Annotated in this window: 25 protein-coding genes; 14 read left to right on the forward strand and 11 right to left on the reverse strand. The window is 40.0% G+C overall.

Annotated elements, in window-relative coordinates; all coding sequences use genetic code 11:
- Window positions 1–9: 9 nt before the first annotated feature.
- Window positions 10–915 (reverse strand): LysR family transcriptional regulator, encoded by a 906-nt coding sequence (locus tag M1F03_RS12570; RefSeq protein ID WP_154622956.1) that lies wholly within the window; start codon window positions 913–915, stop codon window positions 10–12.
- A 98-nt stretch (window positions 916–1013) separates the two neighbouring features.
- Between M1F03_RS12570 and M1F03_RS12575 the strand changes: the two genes are divergently transcribed.
- Window positions 1014–1457, forward strand: coding sequence for a PACE efflux transporter (locus M1F03_RS12575; RefSeq protein WP_251464458.1), 444 nt, complete (start codon window positions 1014–1016; stop codon window positions 1455–1457).
- A gap of 45 nt (window positions 1458–1502) precedes the next feature.
- Here M1F03_RS12575 and M1F03_RS12580 read toward each other — a convergent pair whose 3' ends face one another.
- From M1F03_RS12580 to M1F03_RS12600, 5 genes are all read right to left on the reverse strand, one after another.
- Window positions 1503–1766: a DUF2798 domain-containing protein gene (locus M1F03_RS12580; RefSeq protein ID WP_251464460.1), complete on the reverse strand. Its 264-nt coding sequence runs from the start codon at window positions 1764–1766 to the stop codon at window positions 1503–1505.
- Window positions 1767–2007: 241 nt separating this feature from the next.
- Complete coding sequence (aac(2')-Ia, locus tag M1F03_RS12585; protein WP_251464462.1) at window positions 2008–2544, reverse strand: aminoglycoside N-acetyltransferase AAC(2')-Ia; 537 nt, start codon at window positions 2542–2544, stop codon at window positions 2008–2010.
- 98 nt (window positions 2545–2642) lie between these two features.
- Window positions 2643–3236 (reverse strand): YcxB family protein, encoded by a 594-nt coding sequence (locus M1F03_RS12590; protein ID WP_251464464.1) that lies wholly within the window; start codon window positions 3234–3236, stop codon window positions 2643–2645.
- Window positions 3237–3396: 160 nt separating this feature from the next.
- Complete coding sequence (locus M1F03_RS12595; protein ID WP_195848154.1) at window positions 3397–4410, reverse strand: LacI family DNA-binding transcriptional regulator; 1014 nt, start codon at window positions 4408–4410, stop codon at window positions 3397–3399.
- Window positions 4411–4486: 76 nt separating this feature from the next.
- Window positions 4487–5038 (reverse strand): D-lyxose/D-mannose family sugar isomerase, encoded by a 552-nt coding sequence (locus M1F03_RS12600; RefSeq protein ID WP_196712949.1) that lies wholly within the window; start codon window positions 5036–5038, stop codon window positions 4487–4489.
- A gap of 212 nt (window positions 5039–5250) precedes the next feature.
- On the opposite strand from M1F03_RS12600, the gene M1F03_RS12605 reads away from it, so the two are divergent.
- From M1F03_RS12605 to M1F03_RS12625, 5 genes are all read left to right on the forward strand, one after another.
- Window positions 5251–6288, forward strand: a complete 1038-nt coding sequence (locus tag M1F03_RS12605) for an NAD(P)-dependent alcohol dehydrogenase (protein WP_154622949.1) — start codon at window positions 5251–5253, stop codon at window positions 6286–6288.
- A gap of 3 nt (window positions 6289–6291) precedes the next feature.
- Entirely contained in the window at window positions 6292–7803 is a 1512-nt protein-coding gene (gene xylB / locus M1F03_RS12610; protein ID WP_196712948.1) for a xylulokinase, read from the forward strand.
- The gene (locus M1F03_RS12615) at window positions 7800–9302 is read left to right on the forward strand and encodes a sugar ABC transporter ATP-binding protein (RefSeq protein WP_251464469.1); all 1503 of its coding nucleotides are present in this window, start codon (window positions 7800–7802) and stop codon (window positions 9300–9302) included. The genes xylB and M1F03_RS12615 overlap by 4 nt, the downstream gene beginning before the upstream one ends.
- A gap of 44 nt (window positions 9303–9346) precedes the next feature.
- Window positions 9347–10387, forward strand: a complete 1041-nt coding sequence (locus M1F03_RS12620; RefSeq protein ID WP_154622946.1) for an ABC transporter permease — start codon at window positions 9347–9349, stop codon at window positions 10385–10387.
- Window positions 10388–10480: 93 nt separating this feature from the next.
- On the forward strand, window positions 10481–11431 hold the full coding sequence (locus M1F03_RS12625) for a substrate-binding domain-containing protein (RefSeq protein WP_375097499.1): 951 nt from the start codon (window positions 10481–10483) through the stop codon (window positions 11429–11431).
- A 39-nt stretch (window positions 11432–11470) separates the two neighbouring features.
- Here M1F03_RS12625 and M1F03_RS12630 read toward each other — a convergent pair whose 3' ends face one another.
- The 4 genes from M1F03_RS12630 to M1F03_RS12645 form a co-directional block, all read right to left on the reverse strand.
- Window positions 11471–11836 (reverse strand): hypothetical protein, encoded by a 366-nt coding sequence (locus M1F03_RS12630; protein WP_196712947.1) that lies wholly within the window; start codon window positions 11834–11836, stop codon window positions 11471–11473.
- Window positions 11837–12017: 181 nt separating this feature from the next.
- The gene (locus M1F03_RS12635) at window positions 12018–13394 is read right to left on the reverse strand and encodes an alanine/glycine:cation symporter family protein (RefSeq protein WP_154623233.1); all 1377 of its coding nucleotides are present in this window, start codon (window positions 13392–13394) and stop codon (window positions 12018–12020) included.
- A gap of 427 nt (window positions 13395–13821) precedes the next feature.
- Complete coding sequence (locus M1F03_RS12640) at window positions 13822–14751, reverse strand: Dyp-type peroxidase (protein ID WP_251464471.1); 930 nt, start codon at window positions 14749–14751, stop codon at window positions 13822–13824.
- 550 nt (window positions 14752–15301) lie between these two features.
- Window positions 15302–16192 (reverse strand): LysR family transcriptional regulator, encoded by an 891-nt coding sequence (locus tag M1F03_RS12645; RefSeq protein ID WP_154623977.1) that lies wholly within the window; start codon window positions 16190–16192, stop codon window positions 15302–15304.
- A 142-nt stretch (window positions 16193–16334) separates the two neighbouring features.
- Between M1F03_RS12645 and M1F03_RS12650 the strand changes: the two genes are divergently transcribed.
- The 8 genes from M1F03_RS12650 (at window position 16335) to M1F03_RS12685 (ending at window position 24341) form a co-directional block, all read left to right on the forward strand.
- Entirely contained in the window at window positions 16335–17033 is a 699-nt protein-coding gene (locus M1F03_RS12650) for a CoA transferase subunit A (RefSeq protein WP_154623978.1), read from the forward strand.
- Window positions 17034–17044: 11 nt separating this feature from the next.
- Complete coding sequence (locus M1F03_RS12655; protein WP_154623979.1) at window positions 17045–17701, forward strand: 3-oxoacid CoA-transferase subunit B; 657 nt, start codon at window positions 17045–17047, stop codon at window positions 17699–17701.
- Window positions 17702–17715: 14 nt separating this feature from the next.
- Window positions 17716–18921, forward strand: a complete 1206-nt coding sequence (locus tag M1F03_RS12660) for an acetyl-CoA C-acetyltransferase (RefSeq protein ID WP_251464473.1) — start codon at window positions 17716–17718, stop codon at window positions 18919–18921.
- Window positions 18911–19834 carry a 3-hydroxyacyl-CoA dehydrogenase family protein gene (locus M1F03_RS12665; RefSeq protein ID WP_318839943.1) on the forward strand — a complete coding sequence of 308 codons (924 nt, stop codon included), beginning with the start codon at window positions 18911–18913 and terminating at the stop codon, window positions 19832–19834. Before M1F03_RS12660 ends, M1F03_RS12665 begins: the two co-directional genes overlap by 11 nt.
- A gap of 45 nt (window positions 19835–19879) precedes the next feature.
- Window positions 19880–21274 carry a GntP family permease gene (locus M1F03_RS12670; protein ID WP_251465297.1) on the forward strand — a complete coding sequence of 465 codons (1395 nt, stop codon included), beginning with the start codon at window positions 19880–19882 and terminating at the stop codon, window positions 21272–21274.
- Between the two features lie 130 nt (window positions 21275–21404).
- Window positions 21405–22181: a 3-hydroxybutyrate dehydrogenase gene (locus M1F03_RS12675; protein ID WP_251464476.1), complete on the forward strand. Its 777-nt coding sequence runs from the start codon at window positions 21405–21407 to the stop codon at window positions 22179–22181.
- Between the two features lie 1002 nt (window positions 22182–23183).
- Window positions 23184–23405, forward strand: a complete 222-nt coding sequence (locus M1F03_RS12680) for a hypothetical protein (RefSeq protein ID WP_251464478.1) — start codon at window positions 23184–23186, stop codon at window positions 23403–23405.
- A 186-nt stretch (window positions 23406–23591) separates the two neighbouring features.
- On the forward strand, window positions 23592–24341 hold the full coding sequence (locus M1F03_RS12685; RefSeq protein WP_251464479.1) for an ankyrin repeat domain-containing protein: 750 nt from the start codon (window positions 23592–23594) through the stop codon (window positions 24339–24341).
- Window positions 24342–24494: 153 nt separating this feature from the next.
- Here the strand turns inward: M1F03_RS12685 and M1F03_RS12690 are convergent, their stop codons facing one another.
- Window positions 24495–24725 (reverse strand): hypothetical protein, encoded by a 231-nt coding sequence (locus tag M1F03_RS12690; RefSeq protein ID WP_231131744.1) that lies wholly within the window; start codon window positions 24723–24725, stop codon window positions 24495–24497.
- Window positions 24726–25459 lie beyond the last annotated feature (734 nt).

Consider the following 25459-nt stretch of genomic DNA (forward strand, 5'->3'; position numbering starts at 1 on the left):
GTCTAGGGCTCAAACACGAGGAACTTTGATGACTTGATTATTTGACTTTAATAATTCGATACATTCCTGTGCACCGCGTTTTAATACCTGCCCTTTTAAACAAACTATATGAATCGGTAACTCTAATCCATTTGGCGTATTTTTAAACTCTAATCGCTTAAGCGTACCGTGTTTTAACTTATCTTTAATTAATGAAATTGGTAAGTTACCCCACCCCATTCCGGCTTCAACTAAACCTAATGCCATTGCAAAGTTATCCGTTCGCCAATAATTACTTGCCACAACGGCACGAATATCACTCAACTCATGTTCAAAACTGGTTATGACGATCTGCCGAGTTTGAACAAGATCTTCCATATATAAAGAAGATGCCTGTTTAATCGATGGATGAGCCGCTGAAATGGTTGCAACCAACAATTCATAACCAATACATTGGAATTGTTCTTGAGCGTTAACAGAAATACCACCAAAGGCAATCGCAAGGTGTAGGCGGTTCTGGTGTAATAACGACAGAATGTCATCTTGGGGGGCCGTCATTAACTCGACGTGCATTAAAGGATAACGCTGACTCAATGTTTTCAATGAATCAAATAATAAATTGGGGTTAATGCCTTCTGCAATCCCGATAGTTAAGATGCTTTCCACCCCTTGTGTTAACTCTCGCGAAAAAACATTTAACTGCCGCAGATTATCGACAATGGTACGCGCATAAGGCTCTAGAGAAAGGGCCTTTTCAGTAGGCTTAGGTTCTCTAGTATGCCTTTCAAACAGCAAAAAACCCAACTCAGCTTCCAAATTAGCGATCGCCATACTCACCGCAGAGGGAACTCGATGCAACGCTCTTGCAGCAGCCGAAAATGAGCCTTTCTCCAGTACAGTCAAAAAGATAGTGAGATTTTCGCTATTAAATGGCATATCCAACCTTTCAATTATATTGATATTAGCTGACTTTTATTATCATCAATGTTGATTTAATTTACCAGACTAAAACACACAGTATGTAGGATAAAAAAATGCAAGGTATCAAACGAAAAGTCGTTTTTATTACCGCCTATGAAGTGATTGGCTGGTTAATTTCATCACTGGCACTTGCCTTTCTTTCTGGTAATTCGGCAGAAACCACAGGGCCATTAGCGCTTGTTATCACGACGATTGCCGTGAGCTGGAATTTTATTTTCAATACCGCATTCGAATATTGGGAGTCAAAACAAACATCGAGGATCAGGACATTCCGTCGACGGTTTGCCCATGCAATTCTATTTCAGCTAACCTTAGTGGTCTTTTTAATTCCACTTATTGCATGGTGGTTATCGGTTAGTTTGCTGCAAGCCTTAATACTCGATTTTGCGTTAATTATATTTATTCCTATTTATACTTTCTTCTTTAATTGGGCTTTTGACAAAATATTTGGCTTACCTAAATCGGCCTTACCACAAGAAGAGAATATAATTCAGTAATATGACGTTAATGAGATGCCATCTTACATAAAGATGGCAAAGTCATTAGCTTTTAACAAAAAATAAAGACACTTTTTTCGCTAGCGGTAAAACAATTAATACTGTCGGAAAAGCTATCATCCATGATAACATCCAAGAACTTAACCAAGGTGCGAATATTTCACTATTCAAGCCCAAGGCTTTTACAATACTAATAAAAGAAACAATACCGCTCATCACTAATGATAAGAAAAAAGGAATAAGAAAAATCAAAGCTCTGGTAGGAAGTTTGGGGATGCCCAAAATTGTATTTTTATTTTCTAATGACATTCTATAGACTCCAAATTACACGCATACAACAGCATATAACTGTTGCATAACAAAGTTATATGCGTTGATTAACGTAAACGCTTACGAGTCTTTTAGACCAATAGAAAGTCATATTTTAAGTATATCTTTCTGCTTGTCAAATAGTATATCTCAACAGTAATTCCGATCTTAATTATCCATGACATGTGGTTGGCTCTTACCTAATGAGCAATTATTCTACAAACCCAACTCTGCTTATTAATTACCATTGATCACCGCCGCGAAAATCACAATACAGTGAAGCACTCAAATCAATTTCACCATCAGCTTTCCAGCCCATAAGCCCACCTTCTTCTTCAATAGAGCGGATATAGTGACCTTGCTTTAATTCGAATAGTTTGCCTTTCCATACTCTCCAGCCAACCGAATGATACAATTTCTCTCCTTCTTCCGAAGCCGATAACAAACCTAACGGATAACATGAACCAATGATTTTATTCGTTTGTAACATCAATTGTCGCCCAATCCCTTGACGTCGATAGTCATGTAAAACCACCATAGCTTCAACATAACCAACAGAAATAGGCGCTTCATTGATTGCCATATGACGCTGAATTATCGCAACATGGCCAACCATTTTTTGTTGGTCAAAGGCAACCACATGCATTCCACCGAGAGTATGTGCAAAATCATCATGCGTAAAATCCCCTTCAAAGCCTTCCACAAGCAAATGATAAAGCCTCTCTTTTTCATCTTGTGATAATTGGGATGTATGCAGATTGCGATATTCGATAGCCATAAAAATCCTATATAAGCATTGATAAAAGTCGTAGTCAGTATATTCAAAACATTTATCAAATAACGGAAAAAATGTGCTGTGCTGTTGAACTCAATGCCTCACGGCTGAGTGATGTGATGCTTTATTTGTGTCCTCATAAACTGATAGAGTTGATTAAACTCTTCTGTTGATGAAACAGCACGAATAGGAAAAATAATAAAATCGTTGTCACTGGTTTGTACAAATATCAGCTCGTTATCTCGTTTGACTTTTTTTACTCGCGGCCAAAACACTTTATAACTACTGTTATCTTGGATGAACTCAATAAAATATCGATTTATTTTGATATGACGTAGATAGGTTTCATCATTCTGTTCTTTATTTTCATATTTTTTCATAAAATAATTTTCTAACTTTTGAGATAGAAAAAATGCGAATAATGCAACAACAACCAAAGCCAAGCCTAACCAGCTCATTCTCTGTAACCGTGCTATTTCAGGGTCGATATCTGTTGATAACATTAGCAGAGATAACACGATAAAAATAATGAATAGGCCACCAATACTCAGGCTGTATAAACCGATCTTTGCTAAATAGAGTACCCACTGATAAGGCTTAGCGATTTCAATTCTTTGATATTCTTTTATCTGTTTTTGGATCTTTCTTATTTCAGAAATAGAAAGTGAAAATTTGACTTCGTAGCGATCTTTCATCTTACAGATACTTAATAGTGATAGTGGCTCTGATACGCTCAAAGTATCATAACATTGCTAACTCTAATAGCCACGATGAAACAGAGATGCCATACCTGTCGCAGTGGGTAAGTCATCGTATAACAATGCATAATACCCACTCGTCGCGAATAGATAGCGTTTAAAATGTATTCGTAAGCTTCCCTCTAACAATAACCTTTGCTGGTTTTGCCGTTTCATCCGATGCTCTTCTCACCGCCATATTAATCACTTGCCACGATATTTCTTGCAAATCGTGTGAAATACAAGGGAAATTAAAACCATAGATTGATGAATAAGAAACTTCATCAATGCTGAACAATGAAACATCATCTCGCAATGATATTTGATTTTTAATACAAGCCTTAATAATTCCTAACGAAATTTGGTTATTACAACCAACAAAAAAATCGGGAGATTTATTTTTTTGAAGATAACTATCTGTAATCTTATAGGCTTCATCCATCAGAAAATCCGCATATAAAATCTCAACATGATTAACACTACCTTGTAAAGCGGCTTTCAGCCCTGTCACCCTATCGCGGGCAACATTTGAATCTTCAGGCCCTGATACGATAACAACACTTTTTGCATCCTGCGATTGGATAAAACGCCCTGCTTGCAGCCCACAATCTAAATTATCGATGTAGACACCACTACATTGTTTAATATCCACTTCCCGATCAACAAGGATAACGGGAATATTAAGCAGTTCAAGTTGCTTAAAGTAAGCGGGCTGATAAAAACGGTCAGAAGAAACAACCGAAAGAATAATCGCATCCACATTGTAACCAATCAGTTTTTCAATGATTCGCGCTTCATTTTCTTTCGATTCGTAAGAGTCAAAAACTAATGTGTCATAACCGACTTGATAGGCTTCTTGTGTCATCAATTTCGCTAACCCCCCGAAAAAGGGGTTTCCCATATCAGGGGTAACGATGCCTATCGTTTTTGATGATTTCGCACGTAGATTACGAGCAACCGCATTAACAACATAACCGATTTTATCCGCCGCTTCTAAAATCCTTTTCAACGTCTCGGGATGAACTTTATCTGGCTGAGAAAAAGCACGAGATGCTGTAATTTTACTTACATTAGCAAGTGCCGCTACGTTTTCTAACGTCACTTTCTGTGACTTATGCTCTGCCAATTTCATCTCCTTATTAAATTAAGTATCATTTCGTACCATTATAGTATCATTTAATCGTTTCAGTCATGTAAAACCCACAATATTATTCAATACCTTCTAAACGACGTACTCGAGGATCCGTAAAAATATCGAACTCATCACGGCTTTCGCTGGAAAACTCTGACACTACCGCCCCCATGCTACCCGCTTTAAACCAGTGTAGTGTATTCGGTTTGATGGTGTACTGCTCCCCCGGCTTCAATAGAATAAAACGGTTACATTGATACCATTGCTCATCCCCTTCCGGTTTATGACAAATGGGTTCACCTGATTCATTTTCATTCAATGTTAATGAGTCATCATCAACAAACAAGTACACCTCCCCCCAACGACAACGAAAGGTTTCTTGCTTACCGATTGAAGAGCCGAACGGTGGGTGCCGATGTTCTGGGCACACTTGATCAGGAAAAAGAACCAATTCTTTAGCACAATAACGTTCGTTATTACAATAAGTTAATAGTTGTAAGCCTGAACGAGGATAATCAGGTAATCCAAAACTCGCAATCTCAATACGTGCTTTTTCTTCTTCAGTGATACGCAGTTGTGCTTTCTCTAGGAAATTAACGACTTGCTGTTGATATTGTGCTTTATTCATCAGATGAATCTCCTTAATGATACCGATAACATTATAGCGGCATCATGGTTACAAAAAATGTGATCCACTAGCCTATTTCCCCCCTTGTATTTACAAAAATGCTACTCATTTAATGAAACTACAACCTACATCACATAAAAATAATAAAATTCGATCTAATATCCGCATCATTAAAATGATATCGATACCATAGAAATGAGCCAGAGGTAATCATGAAAGCATTAGTACTCGAAAAAGCAGGAAAAATTTCTATTCAGGATTGGCAAAGCCCTGAAGTCCTCGGTGAGGATGACGTCGAAATTAAAATTCATACTGTGGGTATTTGCGGTAGTGATGTTCACTACTACCAACATGGGCGTATTGGTCCATTTGTCGTTGAAAAACCGATGATTCTAGGGCATGAAGCATCAGGTGTGATCACCGCTGTCGGTAAAAATGTCACTCATTTAAAAGTCGGTGATCGTGTTTGTATGGAGCCTGGCATTCCTAATTTACAATCAACGCAATCACGTGCGGGCCTCTATAACCTAGATCCTGCGGTTCGATTCTGGGCAACTCCGCCGATTGACGGTTGTCTGCGTGAAAGCGTCATTCATCCAGCCGCCTTTACCTTCAAGCTTCCTGAGAATGTTTCTTTTGCTGAAGGTGCAATGGTTGAACCTCTTGCTATCGGTATGCAAGCTGCGACAAAAGCAGAAATTAAGCCCGGTGATATCGCTCTCGTTATTGGTGCAGGTACCATCGGCATCATCACCGCGTTGTCTGCGCTCGCTGGCGGCTGTTCAGACGTTATTATCTGTGATTTATTTGATAAAAAATTGGAAGTTGCTAAGCAATATCCGGGGCTACACCCAATTAACAGTAAAGACACCCAAGCCATCGCGGATAAAGTTAACGAATTGACGGAAGGTAATGGCGTGAATGTTCTGTTTGAGTGCAGTGGTGCCAAAGCCGTTATTGCCAACATCACTGAACACATGGCGCCGGGTGGAACCGCTGTGCTCGTTGGTATGCCAATCGATCCTGCACCTTTAGATATCGTGTCTGCACAAGCGAAAGAAATTACCTTTAAAACCATCTTCCGTTACGCAAACATGTACCCACGTACTATCCGTTTACTCAGTGCCGGCAAACTTAATGTAAAACCATTATTATCAGCAACCTATAAGTTTAAGGACAGTGTTGAAGCTTATGAGCGCGCTGCCGAAGGTCGCCCAACCGATATTAAGATTGTATTAGAAATGGAGTAATACATGACACTGTATGCTGGGATCGATTGCGGTACGCAAAGTACTAAAGTCGTTATCGTTGATAGCGAAAGCGCACAAATATTGGGTGAAGGTTCCGCGCCTCACCCTCTCATAAGCGAAGCATCTGGGCGCCGTGAACAGCATGCTTCTTGGTGGACAGATGCACTGGAAATAGCATTTCACCAAGCAATTAATAACGCTGGAATTGAGGGTAAAGAAATTGCTGCTGTTGCCGTTTCAGGTCAACAACATGGTTTTGTGCCACTCGATAGTCAAGGTCATGTTATCGCCCCCGTTAAACTATGGTGCGATACTGAAACGGCCGCAGAAAATCAAAACATTGTTGATGCATTAGGTGGCACAGAAGGTGCTTTATCCCAACTAGGGTTAATGCCTCAAACGGGTTATACCATTTCTAAAATTTTGTGGCTAAAAACACATCATCCTGAACTTTGGGAGCAGTTAGACACGGTGTTGCTGCCACATGATTACCTTAATTTTTGGCTAACGGGTGTTCGTATTGCTGAATTTGGCGATGCATCAGGAACTGGGCTACTGAATATTCGCACGCGTGAATGGGATACTCATACCATCAATCTGATTGATGATTCAGGCCGTTTACAGCGAGCGCTTCCTCCGTTGGTTACCGCTGAAACCTGTATTGGTACTGTATTGCCGGAAATTGCTTGTCGATTAGGCATATCGAGCCAAACAAAAGTGGCGACTGGTGGCGGTGATAATATGATGGCAGCCATTGGCACTGGCAATATTGTACCCGGTATCATCACAATGAGCTTGGGGACTTCAGGCACACTCTTTACCTACTCGAAAACGCCTGTTGTCGCAAATTCAGAGATGATTGCTGGTTTTTGTTCATCAACAAATGGCTGGTTACCATTAATTTGTACAATGAATGTGACCTCAGCAACCACGGCAGTACAAAAATTCCTCAATCTTGATTTAAAGAGCTTTAATCAAGCCTTAGAACAGACCGAACCTGGTGCTAATGGTTTGAAAATGTTGCCATTCTTTAATGGCGAGCGGGTTCCACAATTACCGCAAGCTAAAGCCAGTATTCATAATATTGATAGCAGCAATCTCAATGCTCAAAACCTAAGCCTCGCCGTTGTTGAAAGTGCAACTTATGGCCTACGTTTTGGTATTGATTTATTCCGTAAACAAGGAATACATGCTCATGAAATTCGTCTCACTGGCGGTGGCGCGAAAAGTGCCAAATGGCGTCAAATTGTTGCAAATATTATGAATGTTCCTGTTATTTGCGTCACTAACAGTGAAGCGGCGGCGTTGGGCGCGGCAATTCAAGCTATCTGGTGCGATACCTTAACTGAACATGATGATAAAACAGCATTATTAGAAAAAATTTGTCGGCAATTTGTGCATCTTGATGAGAGCACACTCGTCATACCCGACAACCAAAACGTATCTTGCTATGAAGGTTTATATCAAGATTACCTTTCGTTACTCCAAACTGAATATCCAGAGGTGGCAATATGACAAACTCGGTGGACATTCAAGCGGATGAACTTTTACATATCACTGGGGTTAAAAAATCATTTGGGCCTGTAGTGGCATTAAAAAATGCACAATTTAGCCTGAAAAAAGGGTCTATTCATGCTTTATGCGGCGGAAATGGCGCTGGCAAATCGACCTTTTTAAGTATCCTAATGGGGTTCATCCAGCCTGATTCGGGTGACATCATAGTGAAAGGCAAACATTGCCATTTTCATCAACCAAAAGATGCACTTAATGCAGGCATTGCAATTGTTCAACAAGAGCTTAGCTCAATTCCTGATCTCACCATTGCTGAGAATATCTGGTTAGGTCGCGAACCTAAAAAGCTCGGCTTTGTCGATTTCAAAAAAATGAATCAGCTAACGGCTGATTTAATGGCAGACTTGCATTTTGATCTCTCACCCACAGAAAAAGTGCGTAATCTCAGTGTTGCTGAACAACAGCTGGTCGAGATAGCCAAAGCACTGTCTCACTCTGACGCTGATATCATCATTATGGATGAGCCGACATCCGCAATTGGTGAAGAAGATGCACAAAAGATTTTTGACGTTATTACTCGTTTAGCGCAAATGGGGAAAGGGATTATTTATGTTTCCCACCGTCTCTCTGAAATATTTCAAATTGCTGACACTTTTTCTATTTTCCGCGATGGCACATTTATTACGGAAGGTGCAATTGCGGATATCACACGTGAGCAGCTCATTGAACATATTATTGGTGGTGAATTTAAAGATGAATTTGCCAAATTTAATCAACCTACCAATGAAACGATCTTAACTGTCGAACAGTTAAGTTGGCTCGATAAAATCAAAAATATCAGTTTAACCCTTAAAAAAGGGGAGATTCTGGGAATATATGGACTTGTCGGCTCAGGGCGAAGTGAATTTCTCGATCTTATTTTTGGTATTGAGCACGCCTCTGCGGGAACCATTAAAGTTAACAATACTGAATTAGGCAAGCACTCTCCTCAAGATGCGATCAAAGCTGGTATTGCTTATGTAACTGAGGATAGAAAAGAAACAGGTTTAATGTTAGGCCGTTCAATTAATGAAAATATTAACATCGCCTCTTTTTCAGAGATTAGTCGTGCCAGTTTCATTAATGAGAAGAAAGAACAAGCTCGCGCCGATGACATGATCAAATTATTCAACATTAAAACCCCCGATGCCGATCAACTGGCAGGAAATCTCAGTGGCGGTAATCAACAAAAAGTCGTTCTAGGCCGTTGGGCACTGCTTGATCCTGAAGTGATGTTACTTGATGAACCTACTCGGGGTATTGATGTTGGCGCCAAAAAAGAGATCTATCGTTATATGTCGGAATTTGCTCTGAAAGGTAAAGGGATCATCATGGTCTCCTCCGAATTATCGGAAATTATCGGGATGAGCGATCGCATTATTGTCTTCCGTAACGGTGAGCTTGCTGGCGAACTTTCTGCTACTGAAGCAACTCAGACAGAATTAATGAAACTTGCTGTTTAATTCAGTGACATTGATTTTTATTTTAAATAATAAAGAGAAAAACAATGAATAGTACTTACTCTACACCAACACCGGGGATGTCCTTTCTCGCTCGCAATAAGAAGAATATGCATAAGTACGGCATTATTATGGCTTTCTTTGTTCTTTGCCTGATTGTCGCTGTTATTGGTGAAGTGCAAGTGGCGCGCGGCGAATGGACAAATAACTATTTCCTTAGCCAAGACAATATGCTGATTGTCTTACGTCAAATATCCATTAACGGTATTTTAGCGATAGGGATGACCTTCGTTATTATTACTGCTGGTGTTGACTTATCAGTCGGCTCTGTTCTTGCTCTTAGTGGTATTGTTGCTGCTCGTTTTGCCACAACAAATGCTGGCTTATCGATTGGCGATACTGCAAATGCCGTGATGGTGCCCATGATCATTGCCTTAGGCATCGGTATTATCTGTGGCCTGATTAACGGTACTATTTTAGCTAAATTCAATCTCCAGCCCTTTATCGTAACGATGGGAATGCTCTCAGCAGCCCGTGGTTTAACATTATTAACCACTGACGGTAACCCTGTTTCTCAACTTAATAGTGACTTTAGGTGGCTAGGTAACGGCTACATCTTTGATATTCCTGTACCTGTCGTGTTATTGATCGTCATATTCGCACTTGCTTGGGTGCTGCTAAATAAAACAACATTCGGCCGCTATGTTTATGCCGTAGGTGGAAACCCTAAAAGTGCAAGAACATCAGGTATCAGTGTCATCAAAGTAAAAGTCCTAGTTTACACCCTGTGTGGTGCGTTAGCTGGTATTGCCGGATTGATCTTAACGGCAAGAACGGGTTCTGCACAAACCAGTGCTGGTGGTGCTTATGAATTAGATGCCATCGCCGCCGTTGTTATCGGTGGAACCAGTATGTCTGGTGGTGTAGGCACCTTGGTTGGTACTTTCTTTGGCGTATTGATCATCGGTGTCATGAACAATGGATTAGATTTATTGGGCGTTCCTTCTTATTACCAACAAATTATTAAAGGCGCCTTGATCGTCATTGCCGTACTGCTCGACCCTTCACGTAAACAAAGACGTGATTAATTAAAACAACACTGAACCCTAACTGTGAAAGGTATTATAATGAAAAAAATGACTAAAATTGCAGCTCTTACCTCTGCATTATTTATCAGTAATATGGCGATCGCCGCCAAAGAAGATCCCGTCAAAATTGCTATTTTGATGTATGGAATGAAAGCGGAATTCGTGCAATTAATGGAAAAAGCGGCCAAAGAACACCCTGCGGTTAAAGACGGTGAAGCAGTAATTACCGTCTATGATGGCCGTTATGACCCGATGGTACAGAATAACCAAGCAGAAACGGCTATCCAGACCAAGACCGATGCGATTATCATCAATCCAATGGATTATGAAGCAAACATTGATGTCGTCACTATGGCAAATGATGCCAAAATCCCGGTTATTGTGACTAACGCACGCCTTAATACCGATAAAATGACCGCGGAAGTCGTTTCAGATGACGTTTTAGGTGGCTATATGGAAGCCAAAAATGTCCTCGAGAAAATGAACTGTGAAGGTAATGTCGTTATCATTGAAGGCCCTAAAGGGGGTAGCGGTGAAATCCAGCGTGGTGAAGGTAACGATAAAGCTATTGCAGAATGTGGCCCAGGTAAAATCAAAGTATTAGAGCGCAAGACTGCAAACTGGTCACGTGCAGAAGCGATGCCATTAATGGAAAACTGGTTACAAAAACATCGCGGCAAAATCAATGGTGTTATCGCGCAAAATGATGAAATGGCGCTGGGAGCAATCGAAGCAATCAAAGGTGCGGGCCTTGAGGTAAATAGTTTTGCGATTGCCGGGGTTGATGGGGTTTCCGATGCCATCATTGCTGTTCAAAATGGCGAAATGGTATCTATCCTGCAAGATGCAAACGCACAAATGCAAGGCTCTATCGATATTGCCATGAAATCCGTTAAAGGTGATAGCTATCAACCGAAGTCTGCTATCTGGAAACAGTATGCAGATCAATTACAGTGGAACGATGGTAAAGACAAACGTTATCAAATTCCTTGGACTGTTGTCACAAAAGACAACGCACAACAACTCTTAGACGCTCGTCAATAAGCACATCTCATCGTCACTCATCACTTGGGTGACGATGAATTACCCAACATTATGCACTCTTGGTAATTTTGTTATTTCTAATTCCGTTTCCTTTATTTTATTACACTCTACTTTGTGACCATTTTTATAAACAAAATAGTAATGCTTATTATCGCCTGTTGTTTTAACTAACGAATCTCCATTTAAAAAATTATAGATTTTATATTTGATATTATTATCACTATAACGAACGGTTGGATGAGAAATAATAAAACTAGAGCCCCACTTCAATGTCGTAATCAAATAATTGGTATGGAGTATTGTCATCACATCTCTTTCAGGACACTGTAACTGATATTCTTTCATGGCTTGCGCTGGCATATAAGCCGCACACAACATAGCTATCGCAAAAACCCTTTTTATCATTGTGACTCCATATTAAAAATAATCTGAACCATCTTCATCCAAGGTCTGAGAATGGCTTCTATAAAAACATTTCATTCCCTCAATTGCAAAAAATTTTGATGATGAATTGAGCACCTAATGTATTCTTCAATCACACATGTATAAAGCCCCTCATACTGACGGGGCTTTAATATTAAACGAGTTATTTTTCATAGAGCTTATTAGCCATATCAATGCTATCAGCATTGACATCTTTAATATGGTCTCGAGTTAACCGATAAACCACAGGGCTTAGCATGATCAATGCAATCAAGTTTGGAATTGCCATCATGGCATTCAAGGTATCAGCTAATAACCATACAAAATCAAGTGATTGTGTCGCGCCTATAGGTAAAGCAATTAACCATAATATTCTAAATACTTTAATTGCCCTCAAGCCAAACAGGTATTGCACACATTTTTCACCATAGAAGCTCCACCCAAGAATCGTCGTAAACGCAAATATGGCTAAAGCAACTGCAACAATATAGTTCCCACCAGGAATTGCTGATTGGAAAGAAGATGCGGTGAGTGTTGCACCTGTTTCACTTGTCAGCCATCCCCCCGTAATAATGATCGTTAAACCTGTTACCGAACAAACAATAATCGTGTCGATAAATGTGCCTAACATGGCAATCAAACCTTGGCGAATAGGATTTTGCGTTTTCGCTGCGGCATGTGCGATAGGTGCGCTACCTAAACCCGCTTCGTTGGAAAATACCCCTCGAGCGACACCAAAACGAATAGCGGCCCAAACTGCCGCACCAGCGAATCCTCCTTGAGCTGCAACTGGTGTAAATGCAGAAGTCACAACTAAAGAAAATGCAGCGGGAATTTCGCTGAAATTAATCCCTAACACCAACAAGCCAGCACCAAAATAAGCGACTGTCATAAAGGGCACTAATTTCCCTGCCACATCAGAAATACGACGTAAGCCACCAATTAAAACAGCACCAACCAGTATGACAAGCGCCCCAGCAGTTAACCATTTATGTATACCAAAATTACTTTCTAATACATCTGCTACCGAGTTTGCTTGCACTGTATTACCAATACCGAAACTTGCACATGCACCAAAAAGCGCAAAGAGCGTTCCTAACCAAATCCATTTCGGCCCTAAACCGTTTTTGATGTAATACATTGGGCCGCCCACATATTGCCCATATTTGTCAACTTCACGGAAACGGACCGCAAGTACAGCTTCAGAATATTTCGTTGCCATACCGACTAATGCCGTCATCCACATCCAAAATAGTGCTCCAGGCCCTCCCATAACAACAGCAGTCGCAACACCAGCAATATTCCCCGTACCAATGGTCGCTGATAATGCAGTCATTAAGGCATTAAATGGTGAGATTTGCCCTTCCCCTCGGGATTCATTCTTTTGAAATAATAATTTAAACCCTGTCCCGAGTTTACGAATAGGCAAAAATGCTAGCCGTAGCTGCATATAGATCCCAACGCCGAGGATACCTATCAACATCGGTACCCCCCATACAATACTGTTTAACTCACCTAGCCAAGTTGTTATCAGCTCCATCCTACCCTTCCCCCATTTTTTATTGCTCTTTATTTGTCCATTACAAATCCATAACATTTTCTTATAATTTTTAATAAAGACGATAAACAGATTTAGTGCGAGAAAAAATTTCACAAAATGACATTATTAGTGAAAGAATGTGAGTGACGTCACTAGTTACTATTTGAATTTAAATCATACGAGTTATTTTTTGGACGCAGATCATCCTGAATAAATCCATCAGACTCATTCAAGATCATTATTGTGATTCGTTTAATCTACATGACGACAAGAAATGGAAGAATATATTGGATATTTTATTTATTTAAACGAAAATTATTTAAATCGCTCACCGAACTAACTAAGTTTCAATCATAAATTTTAAGCCATAATCTTCGAGGTTAATTTAATAACCTCGAAATGACGTTTAAAATAATACTCTACACTTTTATTCAATATCATCTAATAGCGACGGTGAAGGAACAAAAAACAAAGTACCTGTTACTGCTGTACTGTATTTGAGTAACTCATCTGTTGCACCATTTTCTGTTCCTAGAAACATACTTTCTAACATGCGTCGCGTTGTTGTAAAGTATCTTGCATAGCCAATAAAATAAGTGCCATATTCATTTTTAGAAGGACTAGAAAATGGCATATTGGCTCGAACAATTTTCAGATCTTCACCCTTTTCATCTTTAATATTCGTGACGACATTATGAGAGCTAGGTATTTTTTGCTCATCCGTTAATTCGATATCATTAAACTTATGACGACCAATCACCTTTTCTTGCTCTTCAACACTCAAGTTTTGCCATGCTGTCATATCATGGATATATTTTTGAACAAATGCATAACTGCCACCAGTGAATTGTGCATCTTCATCGCCAATCACTGCATATTCAGCACGTTCATCTTCCATTTCTGGGTTTTCTGTTCCATCAACGAAACCAATAATTGACCGCCCGTCCATATAGCGAAAACCATGAACTTCATCGATGTGAGTCACGATTCCATTTAATTGTTGGCTGATCATTGAGGCTAGCTCATAACAGGCTGAAACATTCAATGCACGGATATGAAAAAAAAGATCGCCCGGTGTTGATACCGCGGTGTAATGCTCCCCTTTAATTTCTTTAAAAGGACTCAATTGCTTAGGTTTAGGCAATTGGGGAAATAATTGTTCCCAAGCTTCTGCGCCAAATCCCATGACACAACTCGTTTCCAGTGCTGGAAAACGTGTTCTCATACTACGTATTAGACCTGATAAGTTATTACAAAAAGACACCAGTTCATCTCGGTTTTTTTCTTTATCTAAGAGATTAAAAACAAGAAAGTAAGAGTTTTCACCTGGGGTTTTAGTCACATCTTGATATTTCATATAATTTATACCCTTTCTATTTTCATTCATTTTAGGATTGTTATTTGATTTAAAAACATCATAATTTATCTCTTTTATTTAAATTAACCTTTATTAAAAACACCTTTAACGCACTTTTAATAAAAAGATAAAAATATTAATCCCCCATAAACAAGCAAAGAAAATCAAATTTCAATCCAAAAAAGATAATCACATTCTAAAAAATCATCTAATCTTAAAAAACATCTTTAAATTATTTTTATTATTGTCAACGAATAAAAATAACTCTATATAAAATGTTATATCATCATCTAAATTAATTAGAAAGGAAGGGCTTCACACTATTCACTATCCTATAAAGCCTTTATAAAACTTTCGCTGTCATGGTTAAAATAGAGACAAAAAAGCCCTGTTAGGGGCTACTGACTGCTGACAAACCTATTATGCTTGGCGGCAAGTCGAATAAATTTTGAAAATAGACTAGGAAAATCAATTTATTGATTTTCGGCTGATAACACAAAGTGGGAAAAACCACGCTTTTATCCCACTTTGTCAACAACCACAAGCCCCGTTAGGGGTTATAGGCTTTCTTTAAGGTATTCACCAACGCCTGTGCCGCAGTAGAAAACTGATTATGTGCTGAATATAGCAAGCCTACACGACGCTCAATAACGGGATTATCCAACTCAAGGCACACCGCACCCAATTCTTTCATCTGAGTACGACACAGAGCAGGAACAGCACTTCCCCCCAAACCATTTGCCACTAATTGACCAACCGTTACCAGTTGATGGCTCTCAAATGCCACTTTCAACGAACGCCCATTTTTTTTCAGTTCTTCTTCTAACATAAAACGTACCGATGACGGACGCTGTAAAGTAATAAAATCAAGGCTGAGCAATTCTCGCCATGAGATACGTTCACGATTTGCTAGATGACAATCAGGGGGCACTATTGCAATAAAACGTTCGAGACCTAAAGGTGTAAAATTAACCTGTTCAGAGCAATTAGGCTCAAAAACGATACCTATCTCAACCCGTCCTTCATGAACCATCTCGATCACTTGTTCATTAATCACATCATGAACCGTAATATTGATCCCAGGATAACGCATACGAAATGTTTTAAGTATTGGTGGTAACACATTCGTCGCAAATGATGGCATAGCCGCGATAGAAACCTTACCACACTGAAGATTAAAGTGTTGGCGCATCGCTTCTTCTGTACTGTCCCAATCAGAGAGTAGCTGACGAGACATCTTCAGCAAAGTTTCACCTTCTGGCGTTAACATCACTTTGCGGGTTGTCCTCAATAATAACGGTCCCCCTAACGTTTCTTCTAACCCCTTAATCGTCAAACTAAGTGCTGGCTGAGACATATTTAATCGTTCACTGGCATGGGCAAAACTTAAAGTGTGAGCTACCGCTGAAAATGCGCGTAGCTGTTTGATACTCATCCTCATGACCAACCTCGTTAACCTTATGAATACATTTAATTAACATTATATTAATAAGAAAAACAAATGAATCCGTCACAAATTTAAAATTAACAAATCATTTTTGGTCATGAATCATGTCTGTAAAGACAACTGAAGGAGTATTTCTATGGCTGGACTCGATAAACGTGTTACCTCCTATCAAGACGCGCTTGAAGGGTTAACTGATAATATGGTCGTGCTTGCTGGCGGCTTTGGGCTATGTGGTATCCCTGAAAATCTCATCTCAGAAGTTCGTCGCCGTAGAGTGAAAGAACTGACTGTTGTATCTAATAACTGTGGTGTTGATGGATTTGGTCTAGGCGTACTCCTTGAGACACAACAAATACGCAAAATCATTGCCTCTTATGTCGGCGAAAATGCCTTATTTGAAAAACAGGTTCTCAATGGGGAGCTTGAAGCATTACTCACCCCACAAGGCACATTAGCTGAGCAATTACGCGCAGGTGGTGCCGGTATTCCCGCTTTTTTCACTGCTACGGGTTATGGAACCCCCGTTGCAGAAGGTAAAGAAGTTCGTGAATTTGATGGGCGTCACTACATTATGGAAAAAGCGATCACCGGTGATTTTGCACTCATTAAAGGATGGAAAGCCGACTGGTATGGCAATGTCATTTACCGTAATACCGCACAAAATTTTAATCCACTTATGGCTGCCGCTGGGCGCATTACCGTTGTCGAAGTCGAAGAAATCGTTCCGCCAGGTGAGCTTGACCCTGCCATGATCCACACCCCCGGCATTTTTGTCGACCGCCTAATACAAGGTCACTTTGAAAAACGCATCGAACAACAAACTCTGCGTAGTTGAGGGCTATAAACATGTTAACACGCGAACAAATGGCAATGCGTATTGCCCGTGAATTACAAGACGGTTATTACGTGAATCTCGGCATCGGTATCCCGACACTGGTTGCTAACTACATTCCTGATGACATCGATGTCATGTTGCAATCAGAAAATGGTTTATTGGGTATTGGGGCTTTTCCAACGCGAGAACAGCTTGATCCAGACATGATTAATGCAGGAAAACAAACTATTACTGCTCGCAAGGGGGCGGCTATTTTTGATTCCGCATTATCCTTTGCCATGATCCGAGGCGGCCATGTTGACTTAACGGTATTAGGTGCATTTGAAGTTGATGTCAATGGCAATATCGCCTCATGGATGGTTCCTGGAAAAATAGTTAAAGGTATGGGCGGAGCAATGGATTTAGTGGCGGGTGCTGACAATATCATTGTTGTGATGACGCATACTGCCAAAGACGGAAAATCTAAATTACTACCTGCCTGCACTCTACCCTTGACGGGAGCTGCCTGTATCAAACGGGTTCTAACGGATTTAGCGTTACTTGATATTGCTGATGGAGCATTTATTTTACGCGAACGCGCTCCAGGAATAAGCATTGATGAAATCGCGATGAAAACGGCTGGAAAATTAATTATTCCAGAACATGTTCCTGAAATGAATGTTGCCTAATTAAGGAGTAAATGATGCAAAACGTCGTTATAGTTGCAGCCACACGTACGCCTATTGGGGCTTTTCAGGGAGCATTATCCTCTCTTTCAGCCGTTGAACTTGGCGCGACCGTGATCCGTTCACTCCTCGAAAAAACGGCTATCTCGGCAGATGAAGTCGATGAAGTCATACTCGGGCAAGTATTAACAACAGGCTGTGGGCAGAACCCTGCCAGACAGGCTGCCTTAACTGCGGGGCTCTCCGAAACAACCCCAGCGATTACAATTAACTTAGTTTGTGGCTCAGGTCTTGCAGCAGTGAAACAGGCAGCTCAAGCGATTCGTTGTGGTGATGCCAACATTGTGATTGCAGGTGGGCAAGAAAATATGAGCAAAGCCCCTTATTATCTTGATGGCGCCCGTTCAGGAATGCGTCTGGGTCATCACACAATAAAAGATAGCCTAGTGCATGATGGATTATGGGATGCTTTCAATGATTACCATATGGGGATCACCGCAGAAAATTTAGCCGAACAATTTAACATAAACCGTGAACAACAAGACCTATTTGCCTTGAATTCTCAGAAAAAAGCGGCAATGGCAATAGAAACCGGTCGCTTTGCCAGTGAGATCACTCCTGTCAATATCCCACAAAAGAATAAAACTACGATAACCGTCGATACCGATGAACAACCGAGACCGCATATTCAAGCTGAAAAGTTAGCCCAGCTTCCTCCCGCATTCCGCGCTAACCATGGTTCAGTGACCGCTGGAAATGCATCTTCAATTAATGATGGTGCTGCCGCCGTCATGCTAATGAGTGAACAAAAAGCTCAAGCACTCGGTCTGCCAATTTTGGCTCGAATTGTGAGTTATGCGGTCTCAGGGGTTGACCCCGCCATCATGGGAATTGGTCCAGTCGATGCATCACGTCGCTGTTTAGCCAAAGCGGGATGGCGCATTGACGATTTAGACCTAATTGAAGCGAATGAAGCGTTCGCGGCCCAAGCGCTCGCGGTGAGCAATACGTTAGGTTGGCATAGCGAAAAAGTTAATGTTAATGGGGGAGCAATTGCACTGGGCCACCCTATTGGCGCATCGGGATGCCGTATTCTTGTCACTCTACTTCATGAAATGGCTCGTCGAGATGTCTACAAAGGGTTAGCCACCCTCTGTGTTGGCGGAGGCCAAGGCATTGCATTAGCCGTTGAACGACCAAAAGGAGCGTCTTATGCAGAATAATCATTTTAGCGTTATCGGTGCAGGCTTAATGGGCGTTGGGATTGCCACGCATTTTGCAAGACATGGACATACAATTTGGTTGTATGACACTGATGATACAAGAATTGCTGAAATCGGCACTGTTGCTAACCACATTCTTGATGAGTTGATTGCCGCTGAACAATGCTCTCCAGATGATAAAGAACAGATTATCCTGCGTTTAAAAGGAACGACTTCATTAAATGACATCGCGCCATCGAATTTAATTATCGAAGCTATACCTGAAAAATTGGACTTAAAGCATGCACTGTATGCCCAACTTGAACAACTTATTTCGCCAAATGCTATTATTGCTAGCAATACCAGCGGTTTTCTTCCCGATGTGCTAGCAGCAAACCTTACCTACCCAGAGCGTTTATTAATCGCTCATTTTTGGCATCCTCCTCATTTTATTCCGCTTGTAGAAATTGTTCCTAGTTCAGCCACACAACCTGAATATCTCAATATGCTGCAAAAGATACTCGTTGGCATGCAATTGGAGGCTGTGGTACTAAACCGTGCTGCACCAGGCTTTGTTGGTAACCGTTTACAATTTGCCTTACTCCGAGAAGCACTACACATCGTGAACAGTGGCATTGCTAACGTTGAAACCGTCGATCAAGTCATGAGAGCGTCATTAGGACGACGCTATGCAATGATAGGTCCATTTGAAGCTACGGATATGACCGGGCTTGCTACTGTGCAAGATATTTATCGTCATTTACTACCTGAATTGGCAAACGGAAGTGACATGGTCGCCTTAATCGATGAAAAAGTTAAGGCTGGGCATATAGGGATACGTAGTGGGCAAGGGTTTTATCGCTGGGATGATTCACGCAAGGAATACATTCAAAAACGCAGAGAACACCAATTACGTTTTGGCTTAAAACCATAACGTCTCTTTGATTTTCCACAAGCACAAGCAAAAAATTGAGGTGCCATAATGAGTGTATTAATTGCCCTAGCCGCACTGTGCCTTCTAATGTTGGCAGCCTATCGTGGATATAGCGTTATTCTATTTGCGCCAATCGCAGCTCTCGGTGCTGTACTACTCACCGACCCTAGTGCTGTAGCGCCAGCCTTCACAGGGCTATTTATGGAGAAAATGGTCGGTTTCGTAAAATTATACTTTCCCGTCTTTCTTCTAGGTGCCGTATTTGGAAAACTAATTGAATTATCTGGTTTTTCTCATTCAATCGTTGCCGCTGCCATCAAAATATTAGGGCAACGCCACACTATTCCAGTCATCGTATTAGCCTGTGCATTATTAACCTATGGCGGAGTTTCCTTATTTGTGGTGGTCTTTGCTATTTACCCATTTGCCGCCGAACTCTTTAGGCAAAGTAATATCCCCAAACGCTTGATCCCAGCAACAATCGCTCTTGGTGCTTTTTCTTTCACCATGGATGCGTTGCCGGGTACCCCACAAATACAGAATATCATCCCAACCAGTTTTTTTGGGACAACCGCTTGGGCAGCTCCTTGGCTGGGTTTAATTGGTTCATTATTTATCATTTTACTTGGCCTTATCTATTTAGAACGTCAAAGACGTAAGGCCAAAATAAAAAATGAAGGTTATGGAACCGAATTACTCAATGAACCAGAAACGCCCAAAAATATTGATCTGCCTAATCCTATTGTCGCTATTTCACCTTTAATTTTAGTGGGTGTCTTAAACTTAGTATTCACTTATCTCATTCCTAAATGGTATGGGCCAGAACACGAATTAATGTTACCGGGGCTTTCTGCGCCCATCATGACTAACTTAAGTAAAATTACTGCAATTTGGGCTGTTGAAGCCGCCCTGCTATCCGGTATTTTATTAGTTATCATTTTGGGGTTCCGTAATATCCGTGGGCGTTTAGCTGAAGGAAGCCGAAGTGCTGTTAGTGGTGCGATTCTTGCCGCTATGAATACAGCGTCTGAATACGGTTTTGGTGCCGTTATTGCCGCATTACCGGGATTCTTAGTTCTCTCTAACGCGCTTTCAACCATTCCGAACCCATTACTTAACGAAGCTATTAGTATCACGACATTAGCAGGTATCACTGGCTCAGCATCCGGAGGAATGAGTATTGCATTAGCGGCAATGGCCGATAATTTTATTGCGGCGGCTCACGCTGCACATATCCCTCTTGAAGTCTTTCACCGTATAGCATCAATGGCTAGTGGTGGCATGGATACCCTTCCTCACAATGGTGCGGTGATCACATTACTCGCTATTACAGGTTTGAGCCATAGGCAAGCTTATGGTGGGATCTTTGCTATTACCATCATTAAAAGTCTCGCCGTCTTTTTCGTCATCGGTGTCTTTTATATGACAGGTATTGTGTAAGCCTCCTGTTCAAAATGAGCCGCATTATGCATGAGTTAGTGCACAGTAAATTGATCGTTAACAATACGGTAGCTCAAAAACACCTTATTGATTTGTTTTATACAGTTCGCTTTATTTGAGGAGAATAATCATGAATTTACATGGAAAAACAGTACTTATTACAGGTTCCACTAGCGGTATAGGATTAGGAATTGCACAAGTATTCGCCCAAACTGGCGCCAAAATTATTCTCAATGGATTTGGCGATATCGAGATGGCAAAAGCCGCGGTGACACAAAAACAAAATGGCAATATACCGGGTTACCACAATGCCGATCTAAGCGATGAAAAACAAATCATCGATATGATGCACTATGCAGATAAGGAATTTGGCGGTGTGGACATTCTGATTAACAATGCAGGGATCCAACATGTCTCCCCAACAGAATCCTTTCCTGTCGATAAATGGAACGCTATCATCGCCATCAATCTTTCGTCTGTATTTCATACCACGCGGCTAGCCCTACCAAATATGCTTAAACATAATTGGGGAAGGATTATCAATATTGCTTCTGTACATGGTCTAGTCGCGTCAAAAAATAAATCCGCTTATGTGGCGGCTAAACATGGTGTCATAGGATTAACCAAGAGCGTCGCTCTTGAAACCGCTCGCACTAATGTTACCTGCAATGCCATTTGTCCGGGATGGGTATTAACCCCACTGGTACAGCAACAGATCGATAAGCGTATCGCTGATGGAGCAAAGCCCGAAGCAGCACTCAAAGACTTACTCGAAGAAAAACAGCCGTCAAGCCAATTTGTTACACCTCAACAATTAGGCGAATTAGCCCTCTTTTTATGTTCTGATAGCGCCACACAAGTCAGAGGCGTTGCTTGGAATATGGATGGTGGATGGGTAGCCCAATAAACACCCATTGAAGTTAGGCAGTCGTTGTGGTTAATTATTCTACTATTAAATAATACTAACCATCCATACCACTGCCTTATTTATTATTTTTGATAACACATGTTCCGCTAATAAATCATTTGAAACTTAAAATAAATCATCAATGAATCCGTTTATTTTTAGTGAATATCACTCTTTAAAATAAAAACATTGATCACACCAAAACATGCTATAGTTTTAATCCTTAAAACTATCTCCATCCTCATAAGGATAGTCGTCGTGACAATAGAAGAAAAAAAGTCTACCTTATTTATCAACCTAGTCCAACACTTGGTAGAGCAGCCTTTACATGGCTAGATGGTTCTAATTTCATCGCCCGTATATTGTCAGGAAATACCGTTGAGCACTATGTCTCTCTATTACAATCCACTATCCAAAAAAAGAATTTAAATTAGATTGTTTATAAAGATAATACAGAGTCAGATATTGAAATGTTGATACAACAAAATGCCTCCCTGCTTATTTGTATTCCAGAATTAAAATACCAATTTTACAAAAAGGATTTTGACACAAAAAATATTATCTACCTGAGTACAATGGAATATGCCAACAGCGATACAACCTCTGTGATAAAAAGAATAGAAGAAATTGAAAGGCAATCATAGCTTGTTACCTAACTCTTTATTGCTCAACAACGCCCTTGTGATAACAAGAGCACACTATTTCCGAGTCAATACTGGCCATCATGACGATTTTTATTTTGCTACACCGTCATAACACTAGCACTCTCAACAATATCATATCTATTACGACCTTTTGATGCTTGCTTGATATGGTGTAAGCGAGCGCTCATTATTTTCTCAACAGGCATAGACAGTTATCATTATCAGAAGTTTTAGAATATTTTTATAAGACTCACATCCAATATCACGAACACATTGTTTGGCTCTTCCGATATCTCTCGTTATAGCTACACTGCTCTGATATTAAGAAACTCACCATGAAAATTCACATGCTAACATCGTGTTATTTGATCAGTTTGAAGCCTTAGATGCCATGACACCCGTTGAAATTGTTGACCCTTTGCCAAACTATCACATCAAGTTTATCTCCCCCGCTGACCGCCATAAAACCAGCTCCAAAGGTATTGTTATTGCAACCATAGCAATATCCAATCCTGAGTTTAAACAGAACTGCTCCTTCAAGGACAAGACACCAGAAAAAACTAACGAAACGTTTTTATAGAGAGCAAGTGCCCTCTAAGCAATTTTTTATTGATTAAAAATCACTTTATCAAATAAAATCAAATAATTACATAAACCGCATTTCCAATTAAACAATCAATTTCACTTTAGCATCATTTAAATGCAAATAATTTATTTTTAGTTAAAATAATAACCTGATCGTCAAAATATAATATTGGAGTTAATAATGCGAGTATTCGGATTAAAAGTTGTTCTATTATCTTTATCAATGGTGGCAGCATACGCTCAAGCTCAGGTTATCAATAAAAATAATCCGCCAGAATATCAATCATTTAAATATAATTATTCTGAAATGATTGAATTAGCTAATGAAAATCGCTTACCTCATAGAATTTTCTATAAAACACCCAGCACAGGCGAAAACGCTGAATGGTTTGATGCAGTAAAACAAGGTGACTTAGTCAAAGTCAAAAAAATGGTCGCTAATGGGCAAAATATCGAAGCAAAAGATACTGGTAGTTTAGACCAAACAGCGCTTGGCTGGGCTGCATTTATCGGTGATGAAGAAATGGTTGATTACCTTATCTCTCAGAATGCGAATCTATGGGCAACTGATAAAGGAGATGTGTATAACGTATTAAAATCCGCAGTGCTTGGGAATAATGTTAATGTCGTTGAAAAAATCCATAACTTAATGAAAAAAGATGTTGATTTAAATGACCAAACGCTTGAAAGCGACGGTGAAACACTTGTTATGGTCGCCGCCAGCAATAACCGCCTTGATATCGTAAAATATCTTTTATCGCAAGGTGCTGATATTAATCGCTCCACGACAACCGATGATAAAACCTACCCTTCCTACGATCAAAGCGCACTAACCTATGCATGTAAGAATAATCTGCCAGATATGCAAAAGTTATTAATTGCTAATGGCGCATTAAATCACCGTACGGGTAAACCATCTTGCGACGAATAACGCTGAAAATACCGTCTACCATAGACGGTATTTTTATCAAAATACCCTTGCTAACATCGTTTTTGCTTTAATATAATACTGCCATCAAAAAAACTAGTTTTTTGATGGTATTTCAATTAATTAATTATTTCTATAACTTTTAATCACGCATCATTATCGCAAAAGAGTATCACAATCGAGTGTTTTTTTAGGTTCTGATAAAGATTCAAACAAAGGTTTCGCCGATGTGATAATGTCTATCACATCATCATTTGTCACAACTAAATAATGTTCAACACACGCATCATGGATATTCGCACTTTGCTCATGGAACCACTGTAAATAGGATGAATTTGCGACTTTATATAACCCTGTCGTCATCTGACCGTCAAAATAGTCAAGCATTTTTAAGAGGTTTCCTTCATCCGTTACCCTAAATGAATAAACCCATTCAAATGTTAATTTGAATATTTCCTCTGCACTACTCAAAATTAAAGAAATAGCGTGCAAGTCATAATGAAAGTTATCTAACTGAATTCTAGACAATGGTCTGTCACTAAGGCTAATTAACCGCTCTTGCATGGTTTAATTTCTCTAATTTAAATAAGCTTCAACCTACAGATATAATATTCCTATTGTACATGACATAAACATGTCACATGACTCAATTTATCAACAACAAGACTCAAGCATTCATCATTATCCCATTGATGACATGATACTGTTATATCGCCACTTTACCGTTATTACCAGCTTGCTATTATCACCAACCCTTCACGTATAATCGTAAGGATATAACCATAAAATCTTCTATTCCTATAACACCCAAAATAATGACCTCAATGTCTGTTAACGCTCAACGAGTCACATCAAGTATATCGCGAGTCACTACAGAGCAGAGGTAAGCCCCGCATACATCAACCCGATGATCAAATAGGCGTTAGCTAATGGTCAATAAAGCGCCATAGTCTCCACTGTAATAGAATGAGGACTCTATAATTCGTCTTTTTCCTTTACCCTGTCTGATATCACTAATGAGCCGATTTTAAACAAACTGGGCATTGATGTTCTACCCACTTTCTACCTAAAAAGAGAGAAAAAATCATTTTTGTTATACAAAACCAATTGATGATGGTAAT

It is taken from the genome of Providencia sp. PROV080 (genome assembly GCF_033688105.1).
GTDB lineage: Bacteria > Pseudomonadota > Gammaproteobacteria > Enterobacterales > Enterobacteriaceae > Providencia > Providencia zhejiangensis.